The sequence below is a fragment of the Thermotoga maritima MSB8 genome, assembly GCF_000008545.1.
Lineage (GTDB): Bacteria > Thermotogota > Thermotogae > Thermotogales > Thermotogaceae > Thermotoga > Thermotoga maritima.
Map to the genome: position 1 here is coordinate 574,569 of NC_000853.1, position 22,430 is coordinate 596,998.

The following is a 22,430-nucleotide window of genomic DNA, read 5'->3' on the forward strand; positions in this document are numbered from 1 at the left end:
TAATCATTCAATCTCCGAGAGGAGTGGTTCACGTGAAGATGAAAGGTTCAAAGATGTTATTCGAAGCCCTTCTGAAAGAGGGAGTCGATACGATTTTCGGTATCCCTGGTGGTGCCATCATCAACGTATACGATGAACTCTGCAATTACGAAGATAAGATAAACTTCTATCTTTTCAGACACGAACAGGGAGCCACACACGCGGCAGACGGTTACGCGAGGGTCACGGGAAAGCCCGGAGTGGTCATCGTCACTTCCGGGCCAGGTGCCACGAACACGGTCACAGGCATAGCCACCGCCTACATGGATTCGATTCCGATCGTGGTGATCACCGGTCAGGTTCCCACCTCTTTCATAGGAACAGACGCCTTTCAGGAAGTGGATGTCACGGGAATCACCATGCCCATCACCAAGCACAACCACCTCGTTACGAGTATAGAAGAACTTCCTTACGCGATAAAAGAAATGTTCTACGTTGCCACAACGGGAAGGCCGGGACCTGTCCTTCTGGACTTCCCAAAGGATATACAAACTGCCGAGGGGGAATTCAACTATCCTGATACGGTGGAAATTCCGGGATACAAACCCACGGTGAAAGGCCATCCCAAACAGATAAAGAAGGCGGTTGAACTCTTGAAAGAATCGAAGCGCCCCGTTGTCATTGTGGGTGGTGGAGCGAATCTTTCCGGTGCCATGGATCTTGTGAATCAGTTCATCGACAAATTCAAGGTTCCCGCTGTCAGCACGCTCATGGGACGCGGTGTGAATCCTTCCGACGAGAAGCTTTACTACGAAGGAATCGGAATGCACGGTACTTACTATGGGAACTACGCCGTGGCCAACGCAGATCTCATCATCGCCCTCGGTGTGAGATTCAGCGACAGAATCCTCGGAAATCCCAGGACATTCGCGAAGAACGCCAGAATAGTCCATGTTGATATAGATCCCGCCGAAATCGGAAAGAACGTTCGGGTAGACGTGCCCATAGTCGGCGATCTGAAGAGTGTCCTTGAGGAATTCCTGAAGTACGAAATCGAGACGGACTTCTCGGACTGGATCGAAGAGCTCCAGGAGATAAAGAAAAAGTACCCGCTCACCTACAAGAGGGATGGGAAGCTCATAAAACCCCAGTACGTTGTGGAAAAGGTGAACGAGGTCTTTCCAGACGACACGGTGGTCGTTGCGGATGTGGGGCAGAACCAGATGTGGGTTGCTCAGTTCTACAAGTTCAAACACCAGAGGTCTTTCCTGTGTTCCGGAGGACTCGGAACGATGGGATACGCCCTTCCCGCTGGAATAGGAGCCAAGATAGGAGCCCCAGACAAGGAGGTTGTAGTCTTTGCCGGAGACGGCGGTTTCCAGATGAACATACAGGAGCTCATGACGATAAAAAGGTACAACCTTCCTGTGAAGATCATCGTGATGGACAACAAAGCGCTGGGAATGGTGAGACAGTGGCAGCAGCTCTTTTTCAACTGCAGATACTCTGCCACCATTCTGTCTGACAACCCGGATTTCGCGAAGATAGCGGAAGCTGTTGGTATAAAAGCAATGAGAATAGAAAAGCCCGATCAGGTCGATGAAGCGATCGAGAAACTCGCAAAATCCAAAGAGCCGATGCTCATTCACGCCGTCGTTGATCCCGCCGAGAACGTTCTTCCGATGGTACCACCGGGAGGAGACGTGGGAACACCGCTCATTGAAGCCCCATACGACGAAACCTTCGTGGAAAGAGTTCTGAAGGTCATCGAAGAGAGCAGGAGAGGTGATGAAAGATGACGGACCAGATTCGAGAGCATCTTGTGTCCATGCTCGTTCACAATAAACCCGGTGTAATGAGGAAGGTGGCGAACCTGTTCGCCAGAAGGGGGTTCAACATCAGCAGTATCACCGTTGGAGAATCGGAAACTCCGGGCCTTTCGAGGCTTGTGATAATGGTGAAGGGCGACGACAAAACGATAGAACAGATAGAAAAACAGGCCTACAAACTCGTGGAGGTTGTGAAGGTAACTCCCATCGATCCCCTTCCGGAGAACCGCGTGGAAAGAGAAATGGCTCTGATCAAGGTGAGGTTCGATGAGGACAAACAGGAGATCTTCCAGCTCGTCGAGATATTCAGGGGTAAGATCATCGATGTTTCCAGAGAAGGCGCAATCATAGAAATCACTGGTGCGAGAAGTAAAGTGGAGGCTTTCATAAATCTTCTTCCTCAGAAGCAGGTGGAGGAAATAGCGAGAACAGGTATCGTAGCCATGAACAGGTGGAACGTAAAAGAAGGGGAGGGATTCTGATGGCAGTGATTTATTACGACAAGGACGCGGATCTCAATCTGATCAAGGACAAAAAGATCGCTATCATAGGGTACGGGAGTCAGGGGCATGCGCACGCGTTGAATTTGAAAGACAGCGGTCTCAACGTTGTGGTCGGATTGAGAGAGGGAAGCAAGAGCTGGAAGAAGGCGGAGGAACAGGGTCTCACCGTGAAAACAATAGAAGAGGCGGCAAAAGAGGCCGACATCATCATGATACTCATTCCCGATGAACACCAGCCGGAGATCTACAAAAAGTACATAGAAAAACACCTCACCGAGGGTAAGATGCTGATGTTTGCCCACGGGTTCAACATCCACTATCATCAGATCATTCCTCCAAAGAACGTGGATGTGACAATGATCGCTCCAAAGAGCCCTGGTCACATCGTGAGAAGAGAATACGTCGAAGGAAGGGGTGTGCCGGCTCTTGTAGCGGTCTATCAGGACTACACCGGTAAGGCCAAAGATATAGCGCTTGCCTACGCCAAAGGTATCGGCGTGACGAGAGCTGGTGTGATAGAGACGACCTTCAAGGAAGAGACGGAAACGGACCTGTTTGGAGAGCAGGCGGTCCTCTGCGGTGGAGTAACGGCTCTCATAAAAGCCGGTTTTGAAACTCTCGTGGATGCGGGTTATCAACCGGAAATTGCCTACTTCGAGTGTCTCAACGAGCTCAAGCTCATCGTTGATCTCATCTACGAAGGTGGTCTTTCCTTCATGAGATACTCCGTCAGCAACACCGCAGAGTACGGTGACTACATCAGTCAGGAAAAGATCGTTACAAAAGAAGTGAGAGAGAACATGAAGCAGATGCTCAAGGACATTCAGACAGGAAAGTTCGCTAAAGACTGGATACTCGAGAATCAGGCGGGAAGACCCTACTTCTACACCATGAGAAAGAAAGAATCAGAACATCTCATAGAAAAAGTGGGAAAAGAACTCAGAAAAATGATGCCATGGCTCAAGGAGAGGAACGTCGATGAGGAGTGATGTGATAAAAAAGGGCCTCGAAAGGGTTCCTCATAGATCACTTTTGAAGGCACTCGGAATAACGGACGACGAAATGCGAAGGCCTTTCATCGGCATAGTGTCCTCGTGGAACGAGATCATTCCCGGCCATGTCCACCTTGACAAGGTTGTCGAGGCGGTGAAAGCCGGTGTGAGAATGGCCGGGGGAGTTCCCTTCGTCTTTCCAACGATCGGGATCTGTGACGGAATAGCAATGGATCACAGGGGGATGAAGTTTTCCTTGCCCTCGAGGGAACTCATAGCGGACTCCATAGAGATCGTTGCAAGCGGTTTCCCCTTCGATGGTTTGGTCTTCGTCCCCAACTGCGACAAGATCACACCCGGCATGATGATGGCCATGGGAAGATTGAACATCCCGTCCGTTCTGATATCCGGCGGTCCCATGCTCGCAGGTCGCTACAACGGCAGAGACATCGATCTCATCACCGTCTTCGAAGCGGTTGGTGGATACAAAGTGGGAAAAGTCGATGAAGAAACGCTCAAAGCGATAGAAGACCTCGCGTGTCCCGGTGCCGGTTCGTGTGCTGGATTGTTCACCGCGAACACGATGAACTCTCTGGCGGAAGCTCTCGGAATTGCACCGAGGGGGAATGGGACTGTACCGGCCGTCCACGCGAAGAGGTTGAGAATGGCGAAAGAAGCGGGGATGCTCGTTGTGGAACTCGTGAAAAGAGATGTAAAACCAAGGGATATCGTCACTCTGGACTCTTTCATGAACGCTGTCATGGTGGACCTCGCAACGGGAGGTTCCACGAACACAGTTCTGCATTTGAAGGCGATAGCCGAGAGTTTTGGAATAGATTTCGATATAAAGCTCTTTGACGAACTCAGCAGGAAGATTCCTCACATCTGCAACATCTCTCCCGTTGGTCCGTACCACATCCAGGACCTTGACGATGCTGGTGGTATCTACGCTGTGATGAAGCGTCTCCAGGAAAATGGTCTTTTGAAAGAAGACGTCATGACCATCTATTTGAGAAAGATTGGAGATCTCGTCAGAGAGGCTAAGATCCTGAATGAAGATGTGATCAGGCCCTTCGATAATCCGTACCACAAAGAGGGCGGACTCGGTATCCTCTTCGGGAACCTCGCTCCAGAAGGAGCGGTTGCCAAACTCTCCGGTGTTCCCGAGAAGATGATGCACCACGTTGGTCCGGCCGTCGTCTTTGAAGACGGAGAAGAGGCGACAAAAGCCATTCTATCTGGAAAGATCAAAAAAGGAGACGTGGTTGTGATCCGCTACGAAGGGCCGAAGGGCGGTCCCGGGATGAGAGAGATGCTCTCACCCACCTCCGCCATCGTGGGGATGGGCCTTGCGGAGGACGTGGCTCTCATCACAGACGGTAGGTTCTCGGGTGGATCGCACGGTGCCGTGATAGGTCACGTTTCTCCAGAAGCGGCAGAAGGCGGTCCTATAGGTATCGTGAAAGACGGGGACCTCATCGAGATAGATTTTGAAAAGAGAACCCTGAATCTCTTGATCTCAGACGAAGAGTTCGAAAGAAGAATGAAAGAGTTCACGCCTCTGGTGAAAGAAGTGGACAGCGATTACCTGAGAAGGTACGCATTCTTCGTACAGTCGGCGAGCAAGGGGGCAATCTTCAGGAAGCCCTGAGGAGGTGGTCTTTTGAGTATAAAGGTCTACGATACAACGCTCAGGGACGGTGCGCAGGCCTTTGGAGTTTCTTTCTCACTCGAAGATAAGATCAGAATTGCCGAGGCACTCGATGACCTCGGTGTTCACTATCTTGAAGGGGGTTGGCCTGGCTCCAACCCGAAGGATATAGCGTTTTTTGAAGCTGTAAAAGGTATGAACTTCAAGAATCTGAAAGTGGCGGCCTTCAGTTCCACAAGAAGGCCCGACGTAAAAATAGAAGAAGACGCGAACATTCAGACCCTCATAAAAGCGGAAACACCTGTTTACACGATCTTTGGAAAGAGCTGGGATCTTCACGTGGAAAAAGCCTTGCGAACGACACTCGAAGAGAATCTGAAGATGATATACGACACAGTTTCATATCTCAAAAGATTCGCCGATGAGGTGATATACGACGCGGAACACTTCTTCGATGGGTACAAGGCGAACAGAGAGTACGCCCTCAAAACTCTGAAGGTGGCTGAAGAAGCGGGGGCTGATTGTCTCGTTCTCGCTGACACGAACGGTGGAACGCTTCCACACGAGATCGAGGAGATCATCGAGGATGTGAAAAAGCACGTGAAAGCTCCGCTCGGAATACACGCTCACAACGATTCGGATGTGGCGGTGGCGAATACACTCGCGGCTGTGAGAAAGGGAGCCGTGCACGTCCAGGGGACCATAAACGGCCTTGGAGAGAGATGTGGAAACGCGAATCTCTGTTCGGTGATTCCGAATCTCGTCCTCAAGATGGGTCTTGAGGTTATACCAAAGGAAAATCTGAAGAAACTCTTCGATGTGGCACACCTCGTTGCAGAACTCTCCGGAAGACCCCACATCGAGAACATGCCCTATGTGGGTGATTACGCCTTCGCTCACAAGGGAGGAGTCCATGTTTCTGCCATAAAACGCGATCCAAGGACTTACGAACACATCGACCCGGAACTCGTGGGGAACAGAAGGATCATATCCATCTCGGAACTTTCCGGTAAGAGCAACGTGCTGGAGAAGATAAAGGAAATGGGATTCGAAATAGATGAGTCATCGCCCAAGGTCAGGGAGATCCTCAAAAAGATCAAGGAATTGGAAGCGCAGGGGTACCACTTCGAGGGTGCGGAGGCATCTTTCGAGCTTCTCGTCAGGGATATGCTCGGGAAAAGAAAGAAGTACTTTGAGTTTCTCGGTTTCACCGTGATGACCATAAAGAACAGGGATGAGGAGAGTTTCTCCGAAGCAACCGTGAAGGTCAGAGTCCCGGACGAAGTTGCGAAGAGACTGGGACACGACGAACCCTTTGAACACACAGCAGCGGAAGGAGAAGGACCGGTAGAAGCCCTCGACAGAGCGGTGAGAAAAGCCCTCGAGAAATTCTATCCATCTTTGAAAGACACGAAACTCACGGACTACAAGGTGAGAATCCTGAACGAGCAGGCGGGCACCAAAGCGACAACACGGGTTCTCATAGAGTCCAGCGACGGAAAGAGAAGGTGGGGAACTGTGGGCGTCTCACCGAACATCATAGAGGCTTCCTGGACCGCTCTTCTCGAATCCTTAGAGTACAAGCTTCACAAGGATGAAGAGGAGATGAGAAACGATGAGGAGAATTAAGATCTTCGATACAACGTTGAGAGACGGAGAGCAATCCCCGGGAGCTTCGATGTCGATTGAAGAAAAAGTAGAAATGGCGCTCATGTTGGAGGATCTCGGCGTCGATCTCATCGAAGCCGGGTTTCCCGTTTCATCTCCCGTGCAGTTCGAGGCTGTGAAAAGAGTTGCGAGCGCCGTTCAGAAACCCATAGTGGTGGGACTCGCAAGGTGCGTTGAAAAAGACATAGACGCAGCATACGAGGCTCTCAAGGATCGACCAAAGGACAAACGTATGATACACGTTTTCATAGCGACTTCTCCGATTCACAGAAAGTACAAGCTGAGAATGGAAAAAGAAGAGATCCTCGAGAGGATCAGAAGATACGTCGGTTACGCCAAACAGTTCTTCGACCTCGTGGAGTTCTCGGCGGAAGACGCTTCGAGAACGGAGGTTCCCTTCCTGATAGAGGCTTACAAGACGGCGATCGAAGCCGGAGCCACTACGATCAACGTTCCGGACACGGTGGGGTACGCCCTTCCCGACGAGTTTGGAGAACTCATAAAGACTCTGAGGGAGGGTGTGCCCGGTATAGAAAACGTCGATCTCTCTGTGCACTGTCACAACGATCTCGGACTCGCCGTGGCGAACTCCCTTGCCGCCGTTCAGAACGGAGCCACCCAGGTCGAGGTGACTTTGAACGGCATCGGAGAAAGGGCAGGAAACTGCGCCCTGGAAGAGTTCGTGATGATCCTCAAGGTGAGGAAAGACAAACTTCCCTACGAGACGGGTATAAAGACGGAGCTCATATACCCCGCTTCCAGACTCCTCACACACATAACGGGGCTCATCCCGTCCAGAAACAAACCCATAGTGGGAGAGAACGTGTTCCTTCACGAGTCGGGAATACACCAGGACGGTGTGCTGAAACACAGAGAAACCTACGAGATCATGAAACCTTCAGATATCGGCAGGTCTTCCGAGACGCTCGTGCTTGGAAGACACTCCGGAAAACACGCCCTCAGGAAGAAACTGGAGACATACGGCATCAAACTCGACGAAGAGACTTTCCAGAAAGTGTTCGAGAAATTCACAGAACTCGCCGACAGAAAGAAAGAGGTTTACGACGATGATCTTTTCTCGATCGTCTCTGAAGTTTTGAGGGAACCCATCAACGGTTACAAACTCGTTCACTTCCATGTACACACCGGAAACACACTGCTTCCAACTGCGGCGGTCGTGCTTCAGGTTGGAAACGAGAAGAGAGAAGCAGCAGAGGCAGGAAACGGACCGGTGGATGCCATTTTCAAGGCCATAGACAAAGCGCTCGGTATACAGCCCAAGCTCGAAGAGTACATAATTCAGGCGGTTGGAACTGGAAAGAACGCGCAGGGAGAAGTCAAACTCACGTTGAGAATAGACAACGAACTCTACAGTGGAAGGGGAGTTTCCACGGACATAGTGGAGGCCTCCGCGATAGCTTACATAAACGCGATAAACAAGTACCTCATCGCCAAAGGTCTTCTCAGAAAAAACGGAGGTGCTGAGTGAGATGACACTCGCAGAAAAGATACTCTCTCAAAAAGCGGGAAGAAAGGTGGAACCGGGAGAATTTCTCCTTCTGGAGCCGGACATCGCTCTCGCGAACGACATAACGGCTCCGCTTGCGATAAAGAAGTTCAAGGAGTACGGTGGAAAGAAAGTGAAGTATCCAGACAGAGTGGTGCTCGTTCCAGACCATTTCACCCCCAACAAGGACATAAAGTCCGCCATGCAGGTGAAGATGATGAGAGAATTTGCCAGAGAGCAGGGGATCGAAAAGTTCTTCGAAATAGGCAGGATGGGTATTGAACACGTGCTGCTTCCAGAAGAAGGAATCGTGAAATCCGGAGATCTCGTGGTCGGTGCGGATTCACACACCTGTACCTACGGAGCCCTTGGAGCGTTTGCGACCGGAGTGGGGTCCACCGACATCGCGGGCTTCTATCTCATAGGAAAGGTATGGTTCCGTGTCCCCGAGAGTATAAAGGTGACTCTTCGCGGGAAGTTCAAGGATCTGGTGACTGCCAAAGACCTCGTGTTGAAGCTCATCTCGATACTCGGTGTAGATGGAGCCAACTACAAGGCGATAGAATTCTCTGGACCGGGTGTGAAAGAGATCAGCATGGACGGCCGTTTTACCATTTCGAACATGGCGATCGAGGCGGGAGGAAAGACGGGACTGTTTCCGGTGGACGAGATCACCATTGCCTACGAAAGAGAAAGAGGCATAGAAGTGGAAGAGATGTACCCGGACGAAGACGCAAAATACGTGAGAGAAGTGGAAATGGACCTTTCTGAGCTCGAACCTCAGGTTGCATATCCCTTCCTCCCATCCAACGCGAAGGACGTTTCCGAAGCTGAGAAAGAGAGAATAAAGATAGATCAGGCGGTGATAGGAAGCTGTACCAACGGAAGGATAGAAGATCTCAGACTTGCCGCGCAGATTCTGAAGGGAAGGACAGTATCACCGGACGTTCGATGCATCATAATTCCGGGATCCCAGAAGGTTTACAAACAGGCTCTCAAAGAAGGACTCATCGACATATTCATCGACGCGGGCTGCGCCGTTTCCACGCCCACATGTGGACCCTGTCTTGGCGGACACATGGGAGTGCTCGCAGAAGGAGAGGTTGCGATCTCCACAACGAACAGGAACTTCGTTGGAAGGATGGGACATCCGAACAGCAAGGTTTTCCTGGCATCTCCTGCAGTGGCGGCGGCCAGCGCAATAAAAGGATACATCGCAGATCCGAGAAAGCTGTGAGGTGATGGTGGTGAAGATAAAGGGAAAGGTTTTCGTTTTTGGGGACAACGTGAACACGGACGAGATCATACCGGCTAGGTACCTCAACACTTCTGACCCTCAGGAACTCGCAAAATACTGTATGGAGGACGCGAGACCCGGCTTTGGAAGACGAGACGATATAAAAGGATCGATCATCGTGGCAGGAGAGAACTTCGGATGCGGTTCCTCGAGGGAACACGCTCCCGTTGCCATAAAGGCGGCTGGAATCTCCTGTGTCATAGCCAAGTCTTTTGCAAGGATTTTCTTCAGAAACGCTATAAACATCGGTCTCCCCATCGTCGAACTGAAAGAAGCCGACGAGTTCGAAGAGGGAGACATAGCAGAGGTGGATCTGGAAAACGGAGTGGTGAGGAATCTCACGAAAGGGAAAGAGTACAGAATAAGACCCTATCCTGAGTTTCTCATGAAGATCATGGAAGCGGGTGGATGGCTTGAATACTGTCTCAAAGAAGTGGGGGAGTGACGAATGAAGATAGCGGTTTTACCTGGAGACGGTATAGGTCCTGAAGTTGTAAGGGAAGCTCTGAAAGTGCTCGAGGTGGTGGAAAAGAAAACGGGGAAAACCTTTGAGAAAGTCTTTGGACACATCGGAGGGGATGCCATAGACAGATTCGGTGAACCCCTTCCTGAGGAGACAAAAAAGATATGTCTGGAAGCCGACGCGATCTTCCTTGGAAGCGTCGGAGGACCTAAATGGGACGATCTTCCTCCGGAGAAGAGGCCGGAAATAGGGGGGCTTCTTGCCCTAAGGAAGATGCTCAACCTTTACGCAAACATCAGGCCTATAAAGGTCTACAGATCGCTTGTGCATGTCTCTCCTCTGAAAGAAAAGGTGATTGGATCCGGGGTCGATCTTGTGACCGTCAGGGAACTTTCCTACGGAGTTTACTACGGCCAGCCGAGGGGATTGGATGAAGAAAAGGGATTCGACACCATGATCTACGACAGAAAAACCGTGGAACGGATCGCGAGAACTGCCTTTGAAATCGCAAAAAACAGAAGAAAAAAGGTCACCTCCGTCGACAAAGCGAACGTCCTCTACAGTTCTATGCTGTGGAGGAAAGTTGTGAACGAAGTAGCGAGAGAATACCCTGATGTGGAGCTGACGCACATATATGTGGACAACGCTGCTATGCAGCTCATCCTGAAACCATCGCAGTTCGATGTGATCCTCACAACGAACATGTTTGGAGACATTCTCTCGGATGAGAGCGCGGCACTTCCTGGTTCTCTTGGTCTTCTGCCGTCCGCGTCTTTCGGTGATAAGAACCTCTACGAACCGGCAGGAGGTTCCGCTCCTGATATAGCCGGAAAGAACATCGCCAACCCGATCGCACAGATCCTCTCTCTCGCCATGATGCTCGAGCATTCCTTTGGAATGGTGGAAGAGGCAAGAAAGATAGAAAGAGCGGTTGAGCTGGTGATAGAAGAGGGATACAGAACCAGAGACATCGCAGAGGATCCAGAAAAGGCGGTTTCGACCTCTCAGATGGGAGATCTCATATGTAAAAAACTCGAAGAAATATGGTGAAGGGCCCTTCAGGGCCTTCACATTTTCCATGTGTCGGTGAGTCTTCTCACCTTCACGATAGAGCCTTTCTTCATCTTTCTGATCGCCGCCACCGCTGCTCTGAGTGACTCGACTGTGGTCAGGTATGGGATCTTCCTCTTCAGCGCCGTGGTTCTTATCATGTATCCGACGGTTCTTCTTCCTTCAACTTTGAAGGGTTCCTTTCCATGAGAGACGGCGACGAGCGCAGGTTCATCACTGGACTGGGTGATCACAACAAGGGATATCTTTCCCTGCTCCAGAAGATCTATCACGTCCGGTCTTCCTTCTCCCACCTTTGGAACCACCTTCACTTCCACACCGTGTGACTGCAGAGCCTTTGCCGTTCCTCTTGTTGCGTATATCTCAAAGCCCATGTCTGCGAGGTGAGCCAAGAGAGGAACGGCTTCCCTCTTGTCTTTGTCTGCGACGGTTGCGAGAATGGCTCCCGTTGTTGGCAGGGGGTTTCCGGCGGCTATCTGAGCCTTCGCGAATGCCTCTGCGAAATCTTCACCGATTCCCATCACTTCTCCTGTGGAGCGCATCTCTGGCCCGAGAAGTACATCCGTTCCCGGGAACTTATGGAACGGTATCACCACCTCTTTCACAGAGAACATCTTCGGCCAGGGAGTTGGGAGGATCTCACTCTCTCCCAGTTTATCAACTTTTACCCCTGGTCTTGTGGGATATGGGAAGTACTCAGAAAGGAGCTCGGGCAGGTTTCTTCCCACCATGATTTTGGCGGCGATTCTCGCCACGGGGATTCCGATCGCTTTGCTCACGAAAGGAACTGTTCTCGATGCTCTGGGATTTGCCTCTATGATGTAGATCTCCTCGTCTTTCACCGCAAGCTGTATGTTCGCAACTCCCACAACCTTCAGCGCTTTTACAAGCTTGTAAACGGTTTCCTCTATCTCTTCCACGAGTTTCTCAGAAAGACTCACAGGGGGCAGAACACACGCGGAATCTCCCGAATGGACTCCGGCTTCTTCTATCTGCTCCATCAATCCTGCTATCCACACGTATTTTCCATCCGACACGACATCTACGTCGAGTTCTATCGCGTCTTCAAGAAATTTGTCTATCAGAACGGGGTATCCCGGTGAGACAACGGCCGCTTCCTTGACGTACATTTCGAGTTCCTGAGGAGTGTCCACAATGGCCATGGCCCTTCCTCCGAGCACGTAGCTCGGCCTCACAAGAACGGGGTATCCAAGATTCTCTGCTACCCTCAACGCTTCTTCCACGGACGATGCCGTTCCAAATGGAGGGCACTTCAACCCGATTTGTTTCAGAAGCTTAGCGAATTTTTCCCTGTCTTCGGCGATCTCAATCGATTCGAAGCTCGTTCCTATGATGTTCACCCTCTCTTCTACGAGGTATTTTGCTATCTTCAGTGGTGTCTGACCGCCGAATGCCACCACCACTCCCTTCGGTTTTTCGTTCCTCACGATCTCCAGAACATCTTCAACGGTGAGCGGTTCGAAGTAAAGCCTGTCTGAAGTGTCGTAGTCAGTCGAAACGGTTTCGGGGTTGGAGTTGACCATTATGGTTTCGTATCCTTCTTCCTGGAAGGACCACACTCCGTGGACGTTCGTGTAGTCGAATTCTATTCCCTGACCTATCCTGTTGGGACCGGATCCCAGAATCATGATCTTCTCTCTGTCTGAAGGTACCGCTTCGTTCTCCACGCCGTTGTAGGTGGAGTAGTAATACGGGGTCTGTGCCTCGAACTCAGCGGCGCAGGTGTCCACCATCTTGTAGACGGGAAAGATCCGGTTGTCTTCTCTCATCTTTCTGATTTCTTTTTCTGAAACACCCCATATCTCCGCAATTTCCCTGTCTGAGTATCCCCACTGTTTTGCTTTCTTCAGGATCTCCACATCGAATTTCTTCAACTTCAGCTCTTCCTCGAGCTCTATACACGCTTTCATCTCTCTGAGGAACCATCTGTCGATCTTAGTGAGTTCGTGCACCTCTTCTACATCCATTCCGTTCCTGAACGCGGCGAAGACGTAGGAGATCCTTTCCGGCGTTGGATTTGCAAGGTGTTCTCTTATGTGTTCAAGATCCAGTTTGGGAGCGGCATCGAGTTCAAGGGATCTGAGGGCTTTTCCCAAGGCTTCTTTGAAGGTCCTGCCTATCGCCATCACTTCTCCTACGGACTTCATCTGGGTGTTCAGTCTTGGGTCAGCCCCGGGGAACTTTTCGAGCTGGAATCTCGGTATCTTCACCACGACGTAGTCTATGGAGGGTTCAAAGGCGGCCATCGTTTTGCCGGTGATGTAGTTCGGTATCTCATCGAGAGTGAAACCAACGGCAAGGAGAGCTGCGACCTTCGCGATGGGATAGCCCGTTGCCTTCGATGCCAGTGCGGATGACCTGGAGACCCTTGGGTTCATCTCTATGACGACCATTCTACCGGTCTCTGGATCCAAAGCGAACTGGATGTTCGATCCACCCGTTTCTATACCGATCGCATCGATCACTTTGTAAGCTGCGTCCCTCATTCTCTGGTACTCAACGTCCGTGAGTGTTTGCGCAGGTGCCACCGTTATGGAATCTCCGGTGTGTATTCCCATGGGGTCGAGATTCTCTATGGAACACACCACAATGAAGTTTCCAGCTCCGTCTCTCACCACTTCGAGTTCGTACTCCTTCCAGCCGAGGACCGACTCCTCTATGAGGACCGTGTGAACCGGACTTTCTATGAGACCCTTTGTCACGATGTCTCTCAGTTCTTCTTCGTTGAACGCGATTCCACCACCTGTTCCACCAAGGGTGAAACTCGGCCTTATTATGACGGGGTAGCCGAATTCTCTTGCCGTCTCCAGTGCATCGGCGAGGTTGTTCACGAGTCTGCTTCTCAGAACCTCAAGGCCTGCCTTTTCCATGGTTTCCTTGAAGAGTTCTCTATCCTCGGCCTTCTTTATCGACTCGAGCTTTGCGCCGATCAACTGAACGCCGTATTTATCGAGGATTCCCCTTTCGGCAAGTTCCACAGCGAGATTCAGGGCGGTCTGTCCTCCGAGGGTGGGGAGCAGGGCATCTGGTCTTTCTTTTTCAATAATCTTTTCGAGGAACTCCACCGTTAGAGGTTCTATGTAAACGGCATCGGAAAACTCCGGATCTGTCATTATGGTCGCGGAGTTGGAGTTAACTATGATCACCTCGTAGCCGGCGCTTTTGAGAGCCTTCAGGGCCTGGGTACCTGAATAGTCGAACTCCGCAGCCTGACCGATTGTGATCGGACCGGATCCTATAACGAGGATCCTCTTTATGTCTTCTCTCTTCGGCATTACCTTACCTCCTTTATGAGGCGTTTGAATTCTTCGAAGAAGTACTTGGCATCGTGAGGTCCGGGAGAGGCTTCAGGGTGATATTGAACAGAAAAGGCTGGATAATCAACCAGCCTCATTCCTTCCATCGTTCCGTCGTTCAGGGAGATGTGGGTGATCTCGACTTTTATTCCCTGAGGACTGATTCCTTCGAGGACGGATATCTTCTGAAGATTTTTCGTGAGAACGTTCGCGTCCTGATCCTCGCTTCCCAGTTCTGGAAGGCCGAAACTCTTTGGATCCACAGCGAAGCCGTGGTTGTGCGTTGTGATCAGAACACGACCGGTTCTCAGATCTTTAACGGGATGGTTGATGCCTCTGTGACCGAATTTCATCTTGTAAGTCCTTCCACCAACGGCGAGGCCAAGGAGCTGATGCCCAAGGCAGATCCCCGCGAGTGGAATTTCTTCTTTCAGAAGGTCTTTGATCAATCTGATGGTTTTCAAAAGGGCGGCGGGATCACCGGGACCGTTCGAGATCAGAACACCGTCGGGATTCAGCTTTTTGATGTCGTCTATATCAACACTGTAAGGAACTCTCATCACTTTTGCTCCCACTCTCTTCAGGTCTCTGAGAATACCCCATTTGACACCGGAATCGAGTACCACCACTGAGAAATCTCCTTCCGGGTTTTCTACGATGACTTCCTTCGGTGAAACAAGACCGGCTAAATCCCTTCCAACGATACTGGGGCTTTCTTTCACCCGTTTTACAAGGGAATCCGGATCGAGATCAACGGTCGATATGGCACCTTTCATAGCACCTTTCACTCGAATTTTCCTGGTGAGTGCTCTGGTGTCCACTCCTTCTATGGCCACGATGTTGTACTTTTTCAAGTAATCGGGGAAAGACATGGTGGCTCTCCAGTTGGAAGGGGTATCCACGCTTCTGTAGACAACAAAACCGGCAACTTTTATTCCATCTGATTCTACGTCTTCGTCGTTCACTCCGTAGATTCCTATTTCCGGGTAGGTCATGACGACGATCTGACCGGTGTAGGAGGGATCGGTGAGGACTTCCTGATAGCCTGTCATTCCCGTGTTGAAGACCAGTTCACCAAAAGTTTCACCCTCTGCACCCAGACTCTGTCCAAAAAAAAACGAACCGTCTTCTAAAGCGAGAAGTGCTTTTTTGGACATGTTGCACCTCCTTCCCTTTCTCAGAGATTATACCCGCTGAAAGGACCTCCCGTCTTTTTCTTTACTTTGAATTAAAGGAAAGTCACAGGACTTTAATTTGGAATAAACATTTGAAATTTGAGGATTTTCATGCAATGAATGCAGGGTTCTGAAAACTAATAAACAATGGCTTAAACATCACCTTCCAAACCAATCAAAGGAGTGACGATAAATGAAAACCGATACGGAATGGCTTCTTTGTGATTTCCATGTACACACGAACATGAGTGACGGGCATCTTCCTCTGGGAGAAGTGGTGGATCTGTTTGGAAAACATGGAGTGGACGTGGTTTCCATAACAGATCATATAGTCGACCGAAGAACTCTCGAGCAGAGAAAGAGGAACGGAGAACCGCTCGGAGCGATCACAGAAGATAAGTTTCAGGATTATTTGAAACGTCTCTGGAGAGAACAGAAAAGGGCCTGGGAAGAATATGGAATGATCCTCATACCGGGTGTTGAGATCACGAACAACACGGATCTGTACCACATAGTCGCCGTGGATGTGAAGGAGTACGTAGATCCTTCACTGCCTGTAGAAGAAATTGTGGAGAAGTTGAAGGAGCAAAACGCTCTTGTTATAGCCGCGCATCCGGATAGAAAAAAGCAAGATGAAGAACATCTTTCGTGGTATCTCTGGGCGAACATGGAGCGTTTCAAGGACACGTTCGACGCGTGGGAAATCGCGAATCGTGATGACCTGTTCAACTCTGTTGGTGTGAAAAAGTATCGATACGTGGCGAACTCCGATTTTCACGAACTTTGGCACGTTTACTCCTGGAAAACCCTTGTGAAGTCGGAGAAAAACATCGAGGCGATAAAGGAAGCAATCAGAAAGAACACGGATGTGGCGATCTATTTGATGAGAAAAAACAGGTTGAGTTCTCTGTCAGATGTGATATAATGAATGAAACTTTGGAGTAAAAATAGAACAACTACGATTTGTTACAAACACGAAAAGAACGCGTACTGAGTTAAGAAAGTGAGCAGGAGGTGTTACTATGGCGAGAGTGGCGAGGGAAATGGTGGAAAAAGCAGGGGTTGATGTCGATAAGCTGCTGGAACTTCTGATCAAGAATGCGGCGGCCGAACTCACGACTTATTACTACTACACCATCTTGAGAGCGAACCTCATAGGACTTGAGGGAGAAACCATCAAAGAGATTGCGGAAGTTGCAAGAATCGAAGACAGAAATCACTTCGAAGCACTTGTTCCAAGAATCTACGAGCTCGGTGGAAAACTTCCAGATTGCATGAAGGAGTTCCACGATCTCTCTGCATGTCCACCAGCAAGACTTCCGGACAAACCAACTGTTCAGGAGATTCTGAGGGTGCTCGTTGCCGCTGAAAGATGTGCGGTGAAAGGGTACACCGAGATATGCAACATGACCGCGGGTAAAGATCACAGGACCTACGAACTGTCTCTTGCTATTCTGAACGAAGAGATCGAACACGAATCCTGGTTCTCCGAGTTCCTCGGAGAGGGGCCATCTGGTCACTTCATGAGGCGTGGTGAAACTTCGCCGTTCGTTTCGAAATTCCTCAAGTGAAGATTCAACAATTCAGGCAGGCGCACCTTTGGGTGCGCCTTTTGTTTTAAAATAGGATCAAAAAGATCGGGAGGGATCGCAGTGGAGGAAAAGAGGCTGTCTGCTAAGAAAGGTCTCCCCCCAGGAACGCTCGTTTACACAGGGAAGTACAGGGAAGATTTTGAGATTGAAGTGATGAATTACTCCATAGAGGAATTTCGCGAGTTCAAAACCACAGATGTCGAATCCGTTCTTCCCTTCAGAGATTCTTCAACACCCACCTGGATAAACATAACAGGCATACACAGGACGGATGTGGTTCAAAGGGTAGGTGAGTTCTTTGGTATTCATCCTCTCGTGCTCGAAGACATCCTCAATGTGCATCAGAGACCAAAAGTGGAGTTTTTCGAAAACTACGTGTTCATCGTTCTGAAGATGTTCACCTATGATAAAAATCTTCATGAACTGGAATCGGAGCAGGTCAGTTTGATACTCACAAAAAACTGCGTTCTTATGTTTCAGGAAAAGATAGGGGACGTGTTCGATCCCGTACGGGAAAGAATCAGATACAACAGGGGAATCATAAGGAAAAAGAGAGCGGATTACCTCCTCTACTCACTGATAGATGCACTGGTGGATGACTATTTCGTCCTGCTGGAGAAGATCGACGATGAGATCGATGTACTGGAGGAAGAAGTGCTCGAAAGACCTGAAAAAGAGACAGTTCAGAGGACACATCAACTCAAGAGAAATCTGGTTGAACTGAGAAAGACGATCTGGCCGTTGAGAGAAGTGTTGAGTTCTCTTTACAGAGATGTTCCTCCTCTTATAGAAAAAGAAACGGTCCCATATTTCAGAGATGTATACGATCACACTATCCAGATTGCAGACACCGTAGAAACCTTCAGAGACATCGTGAGCGGTCTTCTTGATGTGTATCTTTCGAGTGTAAGTAACAAAACAAACGAAGTGATGAAGGTGCTCACCATCATAGCGACGATCTTCATGCCTCTCACCTTCATAGCGGGTATCTACGGAATGAACTTCGAATACATGCCGGAGCTCAGATGGAAATGGGGCTATCCTGTGGTTCTCGCTGTTATGGGTGTGATCGCTGTCATCATGGTGGTCTACTTCAAGAAAAAGAAGTGGCTGTGATTTGTCAACTCGACAATTGATCTATTCCCGATGCCTCACAATGTCTTTCGAGATTCTTCTCTTCCAGAGAAGATAAACAAGTATCACAACTGCAAAAAGAACGATCCCCAGAATTTTTGAAAACTTCAGGAAGACCCTTCCAGCTATCAGACTGGAGAAAAAGAATGTACTCTCGTAGAGCAAGTCTCCAAGCCATATAATGAGGAGTGTGGGGAAGTTTCTTCCCGTGTAGCCCGCCAGAAACGGAGTGAACTTTCCCACCCAGGGAACGAATTTGCAAAGCGGCAGCAGTATTTTTTCTGAAAAAATGTAGACGTTTAAAAACTCCACAAGTATCTTTTGTACGAATTTCCACCTGAGATTGAAAGGCACAGATTTGAGCTTTTTTCCAGCAAAGAATGTCACAGTATCCCAGCTCAAAAGCCCCATGTAGATTGTAAAGAAGGACGGAAAAATCTTCAGCTTTCCAACGGAGATCAGTGCTGTTGCTGTTAAAATTGGAATGGGAGTGCCCGAGTTGTCGAAAAGGAACGTTGCAAAGAAGAGTAACAGATATTTCAATCTTTTCATCCCTCCCGTGAAATATAATAGCGCAAGGAGGTGATGAGAAAATAAACGAAGTGCTGGTGAAGGAGCGAGAAGAAAAATTGAACAGGGTTTTAGTGGCTCTTCTAGGAATTCCAGTTGTTTTTTCCATTATTCGAGCCAAAATCGTCGAAACGATAGGATATTTCATATTCTGGCTCGGTGGTTTTTCACCATACGTTTATGAGAAGATAACCCATCAGGAGATACCTGAGAGAACGAAATTGATGCTCTCTTCATCGGTATTTCTCCACTCTGTGATGGGACAGTTTTTGAACTTCTACGAGAAGATATTTTTCTGGGACAAGATACTTCACTTCTACGGATCTTTTGTCATAACGTACTTTTTTTACCAGATTCTGACGAAAAAATCGAGATTCTGGGACGAGGTGCCGGGTGCCGTTTTGATGGCGTTCCTTCTTGGGGTCTTTTCCGGGGTCCTTTGGGAAATAGCCGAATTCACGACGGATAAGATACTGCCAGACTACAACACACAAAAAGGGCTGGACGACACCATGCTGGATCTCATTTTTGATCTTCTAGGATGCTACACGATGGCAAAGATTGTGTACAGGAAAAAGACTGGACGATTCTTCTGGAGACCTCGTTCATGAAGAAGGCCTATCTCTTTCTCACACTCGAAGGTGTCTTCTCTCTGTTCTACGCGCTTCTAATACAGGGACCTGTGTTCACAGGTCTTGCGATGCTTTTCAATCTGGACGAGTTTCTCCTGAGTGTCGCCGCTGCAATCCCTCCCATGATGCAGTTTTTTCAGCTGTTTGCCTCTTTCTTTGTTCAGAAATACAGAAAGAGGCGTTTTCTGGTCAACGTGTTCAACGCTTTCAGCAGATTCAGTTTCGCTTTTCTCATCGTTTTTCTACTGCTTGGGAAAACAGAACCGTTGATTTTCATCGTTGCGCTCGTGATTTCCCAGATCTTCGCGGCCCTCTCCAGCAGTACGTGGAACTCATGGATGAGAGATCTCGTTCCTCCAGAGGAAAGAGGAAGGGTGTTTGGAAACAGAAACATGTTTCTATCCATAGGAAATGCTCTCATTATATACCTCTATTCTTCTATAGTTGATCATTTTTCTTCGGGTTTTGTTCTTGTGCTTCTCATCTCCACAGTGGGAACTGTCCTTTCTATCCTTGCCATGAACAAAATACCGGACGTTCCAGTTAAGGAAACAGGAACGGGAATTCCTCTCAAAGTGGTATTCAAGGACGAAAACTTCATGAAATTTGTCTTCTTCACCTTTTACTGGAACATGGCAGTCACGTTCTCTTCTGCTTTCTATCACTATCATCTTTTGAAGAACCTGGGTGTGGATTACACGTACATCGCTTACATGATGATCGTGAACAACTTTGTGGCGATGCTGGTTTACAGGATCCTTGGAAAAGTGTCTGACAGGGTAGGACACAAAACGATAGCCGAGTTCGGTATCATCCTTGCTTCTTTCGTCTCCGGTATGTGGTTTTTCATGAACACCAATACTTACAGAACCCTGATGGTAGCGGACGCCTTCCTTTCTTCCATCGCGTGGTCCGCTATAAACCTGTCACTCGCCATCCTTCCTATGGAGGTTGCTTTCGAGTCTGATCCCGTTTTCTTCGGTTTGAACGCGTCTTTTGCCAGCGCTGGAAGTCTTATAGGCTCATTTGCAGGTGGAATCACGGCGAAATTTCTCTCTGATATTTACGTAAATCTCCACGGTTTCGAAATTTTTGGACTTCAACTGCTCTTTTTGATGGCAGGAATCTTCAGATTCTCCGCTGTGTTCTTTTTGAGAAAAGTCAAGGTGAAGAAGTACATCCCGTTCAGGGCCTTCATGTTGAGTACCCTTTCTGTCACTCTGAGGCGCCCTGTGTACAGAATTCTCGATGTGTATCTACTTTTGAAAAGGGGGAATGAACGTGTACGAAGGCTTGTTAGAAGATCTAAGAGAAGGAAGAGTAATACTGACGAGCAAGGCGGGGAACAGGGTTAACGGCATGACTATTGGATGGGGCTTCTTCGGGATCATATGGGAGGAAGAGTATTTCATCTCCGCTGTGAGACCTCAGAGATTCACCTGGCGTCTTGTGAAGGAGAGCAAAAGATTCACCCTGAACTTTCTAAGCGAAGAATACAGAGAAGCGCTTAATTACTTTGGACGTGTGAGTGGATACCAGGAGAACAAGTTTGAAAAGGGACTTCTTCACTTAGATGAATTGGAAGGATTCACCGCTCCCATTAAAGAAGCCCACACGCTGATCGAATGTTCTGTGACCTTTGCTAGCAACGTGGAACCATTCGTTCTTCCCGTGGAAATCATCGATAAATTCTACAAAGATCATGGATTCCACACACTGTTTTTTGGGAAGATCGAAAAGGTGCTTCAAAGATGAGACTGATACTTCCAGCTGATACGGAAGGGATCTTTCTGGAAAGAAAGAGCAGATTTACGGGAGTTGCTCTTGTCGAAGGGAAAAAGACCCTGATACACATCCACAATACAGGGCGCCTTCCGCTTTTGAAAAAAGGAAAAAGAGTTCTCCTGAAGCGTGCAGAATCCGATCGAAGGAAGACCGGCTGGGACCTTCTGGCAGTCGAACACAGAAATGAATTCGTCTTTGTCCATTCGGGTTTCCACAGTATCGTGGCCGGGAAGATTCTGGAAGAACTGTTCCCGGGCTCCACGATAGAAAGCGAGAAACGCTTTGAAAACAGCAGGTTCGATTTCCTGATCGACAGGAGGACCTTTGTGGAAGTGAAGGGATGTACGTACGAAGAAGATGGTGTCGCGATGTTTCCAGACGCACCCACAGGACGCGGAAGAAGACACATCGAGGAGCTGATCAGGTCTGTGAAAAGCGGTTTTAAGGCTCTTTTGTTGATCCTGGTTTTCCTCGAAAGCGACTGTTTTCTTCCGAACAGAAGCGTTGACCCGGCTTTTTCAGAGATTTTCTGGCGCGCTCTAAACAGCGGTGTTAATATCGACGTGTTCAGGGTAAAATACGATGGAGAGTACCTGTGTTCAACAGAGAAACTGTCGATCTGTGAGGAGGTGTAGCGCATGGAGAATCCCACCATTGAACAGCTGGTGAAGAGGTATGTGGAGATCAAAGATCTCATGAAAGAACTCAGGGCAGAGAAGAAAGAGATCGAGGAAGTTTTGAGGGAATACGCTCAGAGAACGGGGATAAAAGAGTTCAAGGTGGATGGAAAGAAGGTCTTTTTTGAAGAAAAACTCAGCCTGAAAGTAAAATGAGCCCGCTGGAAGCGGGCTTCATTGTTTCATTTTCTCTTCTTGTTCTCTCACCAAATCTTCGAGAGTCACACCGCTTAAAATCTTCTCTATTTCGTTCTCTACCCTTTTCCACAGGGCCCTGATAACGCAGTCCAGCTCGTCCGGACAGCCAGGCATGTCGAAGAAAACCTTCGACTTCCTGTCCAGAAGAAACACGATCTCAGAAACCTTTATTTCTTTTGGCGGACGCGACAGCATGTATCCACCGCTTTTCCCTCTTCTTGTTTTCACCAGCCCGGCTTTTTTCAGGGTGTACAGGATTTTTTCTGCGAATTCCCTTGGAACTGACTGTTTCGCTTTCTCCAGTATTTCTGTCATCGAAAGGTAGTTTCCGTACTCTTTTGCCATCACGATCATGAGCCTGAGCGCGTATTCACTACGCATCGTGAACAT

21 protein-coding genes are annotated in these 22,430 nt (G+C 49.0%); 17 read left to right on the forward strand and 4 right to left on the reverse strand.

The annotated features are described in order from the left end of the window. The first annotated feature begins 32 nt into the window (after positions 1-32). From ilvB to leuB, 9 genes are read left to right on the forward strand one after another with little or no spacing between them, the layout of a single operon-like run. Positions 33-1,778, forward strand: a complete 1,746-nt coding sequence (gene ilvB, locus TM_RS02820; protein ID WP_004081342.1) for a biosynthetic-type acetolactate synthase large subunit — start codon at positions 33-35, stop codon at positions 1,776-1,778. Next, a complete protein-coding gene (gene ilvN / locus TM_RS02825) occupies positions 1,775-2,290 on the forward strand; it encodes an acetolactate synthase small subunit (protein WP_004081340.1) in 516 nt (171 codons plus the stop codon). The genes ilvB and ilvN overlap by 4 nt, the downstream gene beginning before the upstream one ends. Beyond that, entirely contained in the window at positions 2,290-3,300 is a 1,011-nt protein-coding gene (gene ilvC, locus TM_RS02830; RefSeq protein WP_004081338.1) for a ketol-acid reductoisomerase, read from the forward strand. Before ilvN ends, ilvC begins: the two co-directional genes overlap by 1 nt. Then, a complete protein-coding gene (gene ilvD, locus TM_RS02835) occupies positions 3,290-4,954 on the forward strand; it encodes a dihydroxy-acid dehydratase (RefSeq protein ID WP_004081337.1) in 1,665 nt (554 codons plus the stop codon). The genes ilvC and ilvD overlap by 11 nt, the downstream gene beginning before the upstream one ends. A 12-nt stretch (positions 4,955-4,966) precedes the next feature. Then, a complete protein-coding gene (gene cimA, locus TM_RS02840; protein ID WP_004081335.1) occupies positions 4,967-6,583 on the forward strand; it encodes a citramalate synthase in 1,617 nt (538 codons plus the stop codon). Then, the gene (gene leuA / locus TM_RS02845) at positions 6,570-8,111 is read left to right on the forward strand and encodes a 2-isopropylmalate synthase (RefSeq protein WP_004081333.1); all 1,542 of its coding nucleotides are present in this window, start codon (positions 6,570-6,572) and stop codon (positions 8,109-8,111) included. Before cimA ends, leuA begins: the two co-directional genes overlap by 14 nt. A gap of 1 nt (position 8,112) precedes the next feature. Beyond that, on the forward strand, positions 8,113-9,366 hold the full coding sequence (leuC, locus tag TM_RS02850) for a 3-isopropylmalate dehydratase large subunit (RefSeq protein ID WP_004081330.1): 1,254 nt from the start codon (positions 8,113-8,115) through the stop codon (positions 9,364-9,366). Positions 9,367-9,370: 4 nt separating this feature from the next. Then, a complete protein-coding gene (gene leuD, locus TM_RS02855; RefSeq protein WP_010865146.1) occupies positions 9,371-9,871 on the forward strand; it encodes a 3-isopropylmalate dehydratase small subunit in 501 nt (166 codons plus the stop codon). Positions 9,872-9,874: 3 nt separating this feature from the next. Beyond that, on the forward strand, positions 9,875-10,939 hold the full coding sequence (gene leuB / locus TM_RS02860) for a 3-isopropylmalate dehydrogenase (RefSeq protein ID WP_004081326.1): 1,065 nt from the start codon (positions 9,875-9,877) through the stop codon (positions 10,937-10,939). Between the two features lie 17 nt (positions 10,940-10,956). On the opposite strand, the gene carB is transcribed toward leuB, so the two are convergent. After that, positions 10,957-14,256, reverse strand: coding sequence for a carbamoyl-phosphate synthase large subunit (gene carB / locus TM_RS02865; protein WP_004081324.1), 3,300 nt, complete (start codon positions 14,254-14,256; stop codon positions 10,957-10,959). Continuing rightward, positions 14,256-15,434 carry a glutamine-hydrolyzing carbamoyl-phosphate synthase small subunit gene (gene carA, locus TM_RS02870; RefSeq protein WP_004081322.1) on the reverse strand — a complete coding sequence of 393 codons (1,179 nt, stop codon included), beginning with the start codon at positions 15,432-15,434 and terminating at the stop codon, positions 14,256-14,258. The genes carB and carA overlap by 1 nt, the downstream gene beginning before the upstream one ends. A gap of 211 nt (positions 15,435-15,645) precedes the next feature. On the opposite strand from carA, the gene TM_RS02875 reads away from it, so the two are divergent. The 3 genes from TM_RS02875 to corA all read left to right on the forward strand — a co-directional run bounded on the left by TM_RS02875 (position 15,646) and on the right by corA (position 18,160). Then, positions 15,646-16,377, forward strand: coding sequence for a PHP domain-containing protein (locus tag TM_RS02875; protein WP_004081319.1), 732 nt, complete (start codon positions 15,646-15,648; stop codon positions 16,375-16,377). A 97-nt stretch (positions 16,378-16,474) separates the two neighbouring features. Next, positions 16,475-17,023 carry a DNA protection during starvation protein gene (dps, locus tag TM_RS02880; RefSeq protein ID WP_004081317.1) on the forward strand — a complete coding sequence of 183 codons (549 nt, stop codon included), beginning with the start codon at positions 16,475-16,477 and terminating at the stop codon, positions 17,021-17,023. 81 nt (positions 17,024-17,104) lie between these two features. After that, the gene (gene corA, locus TM_RS02885; protein ID WP_004081315.1) at positions 17,105-18,160 is read left to right on the forward strand and encodes a magnesium/cobalt transporter CorA; all 1,056 of its coding nucleotides are present in this window, start codon (positions 17,105-17,107) and stop codon (positions 18,158-18,160) included. Between the two features lie 21 nt (positions 18,161-18,181). On the opposite strand, the gene TM_RS02890 is transcribed toward corA, so the two are convergent. After that, on the reverse strand, positions 18,182-18,721 hold the full coding sequence (locus TM_RS02890) for a hypothetical protein (RefSeq protein WP_004081311.1): 540 nt from the start codon (positions 18,719-18,721) through the stop codon (positions 18,182-18,184). A gap of 86 nt (positions 18,722-18,807) precedes the next feature. On the opposite strand from TM_RS02890, the gene TM_RS02895 reads away from it, so the two are divergent. From TM_RS02895 to TM_RS02915, 5 genes are read left to right on the forward strand one after another with little or no spacing between them, the layout of a single operon-like run. Next, positions 18,808-19,359 carry a hypothetical protein gene (locus TM_RS02895; RefSeq protein ID WP_004081309.1) on the forward strand — a complete coding sequence of 184 codons (552 nt, stop codon included), beginning with the start codon at positions 18,808-18,810 and terminating at the stop codon, positions 19,357-19,359. After that, positions 19,356-20,735 (forward strand): MFS transporter, encoded by a 1,380-nt coding sequence (locus TM_RS02900; protein WP_004081307.1) that lies wholly within the window; start codon positions 19,356-19,358, stop codon positions 20,733-20,735. Before TM_RS02895 ends, TM_RS02900 begins: the two co-directional genes overlap by 4 nt. Beyond that, positions 20,656-21,135: a flavin reductase family protein gene (locus TM_RS02905; RefSeq protein ID WP_010865148.1), complete on the forward strand. Its 480-nt coding sequence runs from the start codon at positions 20,656-20,658 to the stop codon at positions 21,133-21,135. Before TM_RS02900 ends, TM_RS02905 begins: the two co-directional genes overlap by 80 nt. After that, positions 21,132-21,800, forward strand: coding sequence for a DNA/RNA nuclease SfsA (gene sfsA / locus TM_RS02910; RefSeq protein ID WP_004081303.1), 669 nt, complete (start codon positions 21,132-21,134; stop codon positions 21,798-21,800). The genes TM_RS02905 and sfsA overlap by 4 nt, the downstream gene beginning before the upstream one ends. Before the next feature lie 3 nt (positions 21,801-21,803). Beyond that, positions 21,804-21,998, forward strand: coding sequence for a hypothetical protein (locus tag TM_RS02915; RefSeq protein ID WP_004081301.1), 195 nt, complete (start codon positions 21,804-21,806; stop codon positions 21,996-21,998). Positions 21,999-22,016: 18 nt separating this feature from the next. On the opposite strand, the gene TM_RS02920 is transcribed toward TM_RS02915, so the two are convergent. Then, positions 22,017-22,430 (reverse strand): Rrf2 family transcriptional regulator, encoded by a 414-nt coding sequence (locus TM_RS02920; RefSeq protein WP_004081299.1) that lies wholly within the window; start codon positions 22,428-22,430, stop codon positions 22,017-22,019.

What these genes read in the sequence shown, in the direction of transcription:
- carA (WP_004081322.1), bottom strand. Translation starts at nt 15,434, where the DNA reads ATGTCCAAAAAAGCACTTCTCGCTTTAGAAGACGGTTCGTTTTTTTTT.
- leuC (WP_004081330.1), top strand. Translation starts at nt 8,113, where the DNA reads ATGACACTCGCAGAAAAGATACTCTCTCAAAAAGCGGGAAGAAAGGTG.
- carB (WP_004081324.1), bottom strand. Translation starts at nt 14,256, where the DNA reads ATGCCGAAGAGAGAAGACATAAAGAGGATCCTCGTTATAGGATCCGGT.
- TM_RS02900 (WP_004081307.1), top strand. Translation starts at nt 19,356, where the DNA reads ATGAAGAAGGCCTATCTCTTTCTCACACTCGAAGGTGTCTTCTCTCTG.
- TM_RS02920 (WP_004081299.1), bottom strand. Translation starts at nt 22,430, where the DNA reads ATGTTCACGATGCGTAGTGAATACGCGCTCAGGCTCATGATCGTGATG.
- dps (WP_004081317.1), top strand. Translation starts at nt 16,475, where the DNA reads ATGGCGAGAGTGGCGAGGGAAATGGTGGAAAAAGCAGGGGTTGATGTC.
- ilvD (WP_004081337.1), top strand. Translation starts at nt 3,290, where the DNA reads ATGAGGAGTGATGTGATAAAAAAGGGCCTCGAAAGGGTTCCTCATAGA.
- TM_RS02915 (WP_004081301.1), top strand. Translation starts at nt 21,804, where the DNA reads ATGGAGAATCCCACCATTGAACAGCTGGTGAAGAGGTATGTGGAGATC.
- leuB (WP_004081326.1), top strand. Translation starts at nt 9,875, where the DNA reads ATGAAGATAGCGGTTTTACCTGGAGACGGTATAGGTCCTGAAGTTGTA.
- ilvC (WP_004081338.1), top strand. Translation starts at nt 2,290, where the DNA reads ATGGCAGTGATTTATTACGACAAGGACGCGGATCTCAATCTGATCAAG.
- leuA (WP_004081333.1), top strand. Translation starts at nt 6,570, where the DNA reads ATGAGGAGAATTAAGATCTTCGATACAACGTTGAGAGACGGAGAGCAA.
- sfsA (WP_004081303.1), top strand. Translation starts at nt 21,132, where the DNA reads ATGAGACTGATACTTCCAGCTGATACGGAAGGGATCTTTCTGGAAAGA.
- TM_RS02875 (WP_004081319.1), top strand. Translation starts at nt 15,646, where the DNA reads ATGAAAACCGATACGGAATGGCTTCTTTGTGATTTCCATGTACACACG.
- TM_RS02905 (WP_010865148.1), top strand. Translation starts at nt 20,656, where the DNA reads ATGAACGTGTACGAAGGCTTGTTAGAAGATCTAAGAGAAGGAAGAGTA.
- leuD (WP_010865146.1), top strand. Translation starts at nt 9,371, where the DNA reads ATGGTGGTGAAGATAAAGGGAAAGGTTTTCGTTTTTGGGGACAACGTG.
- ilvN (WP_004081340.1), top strand. Translation starts at nt 1,775, where the DNA reads ATGACGGACCAGATTCGAGAGCATCTTGTGTCCATGCTCGTTCACAAT.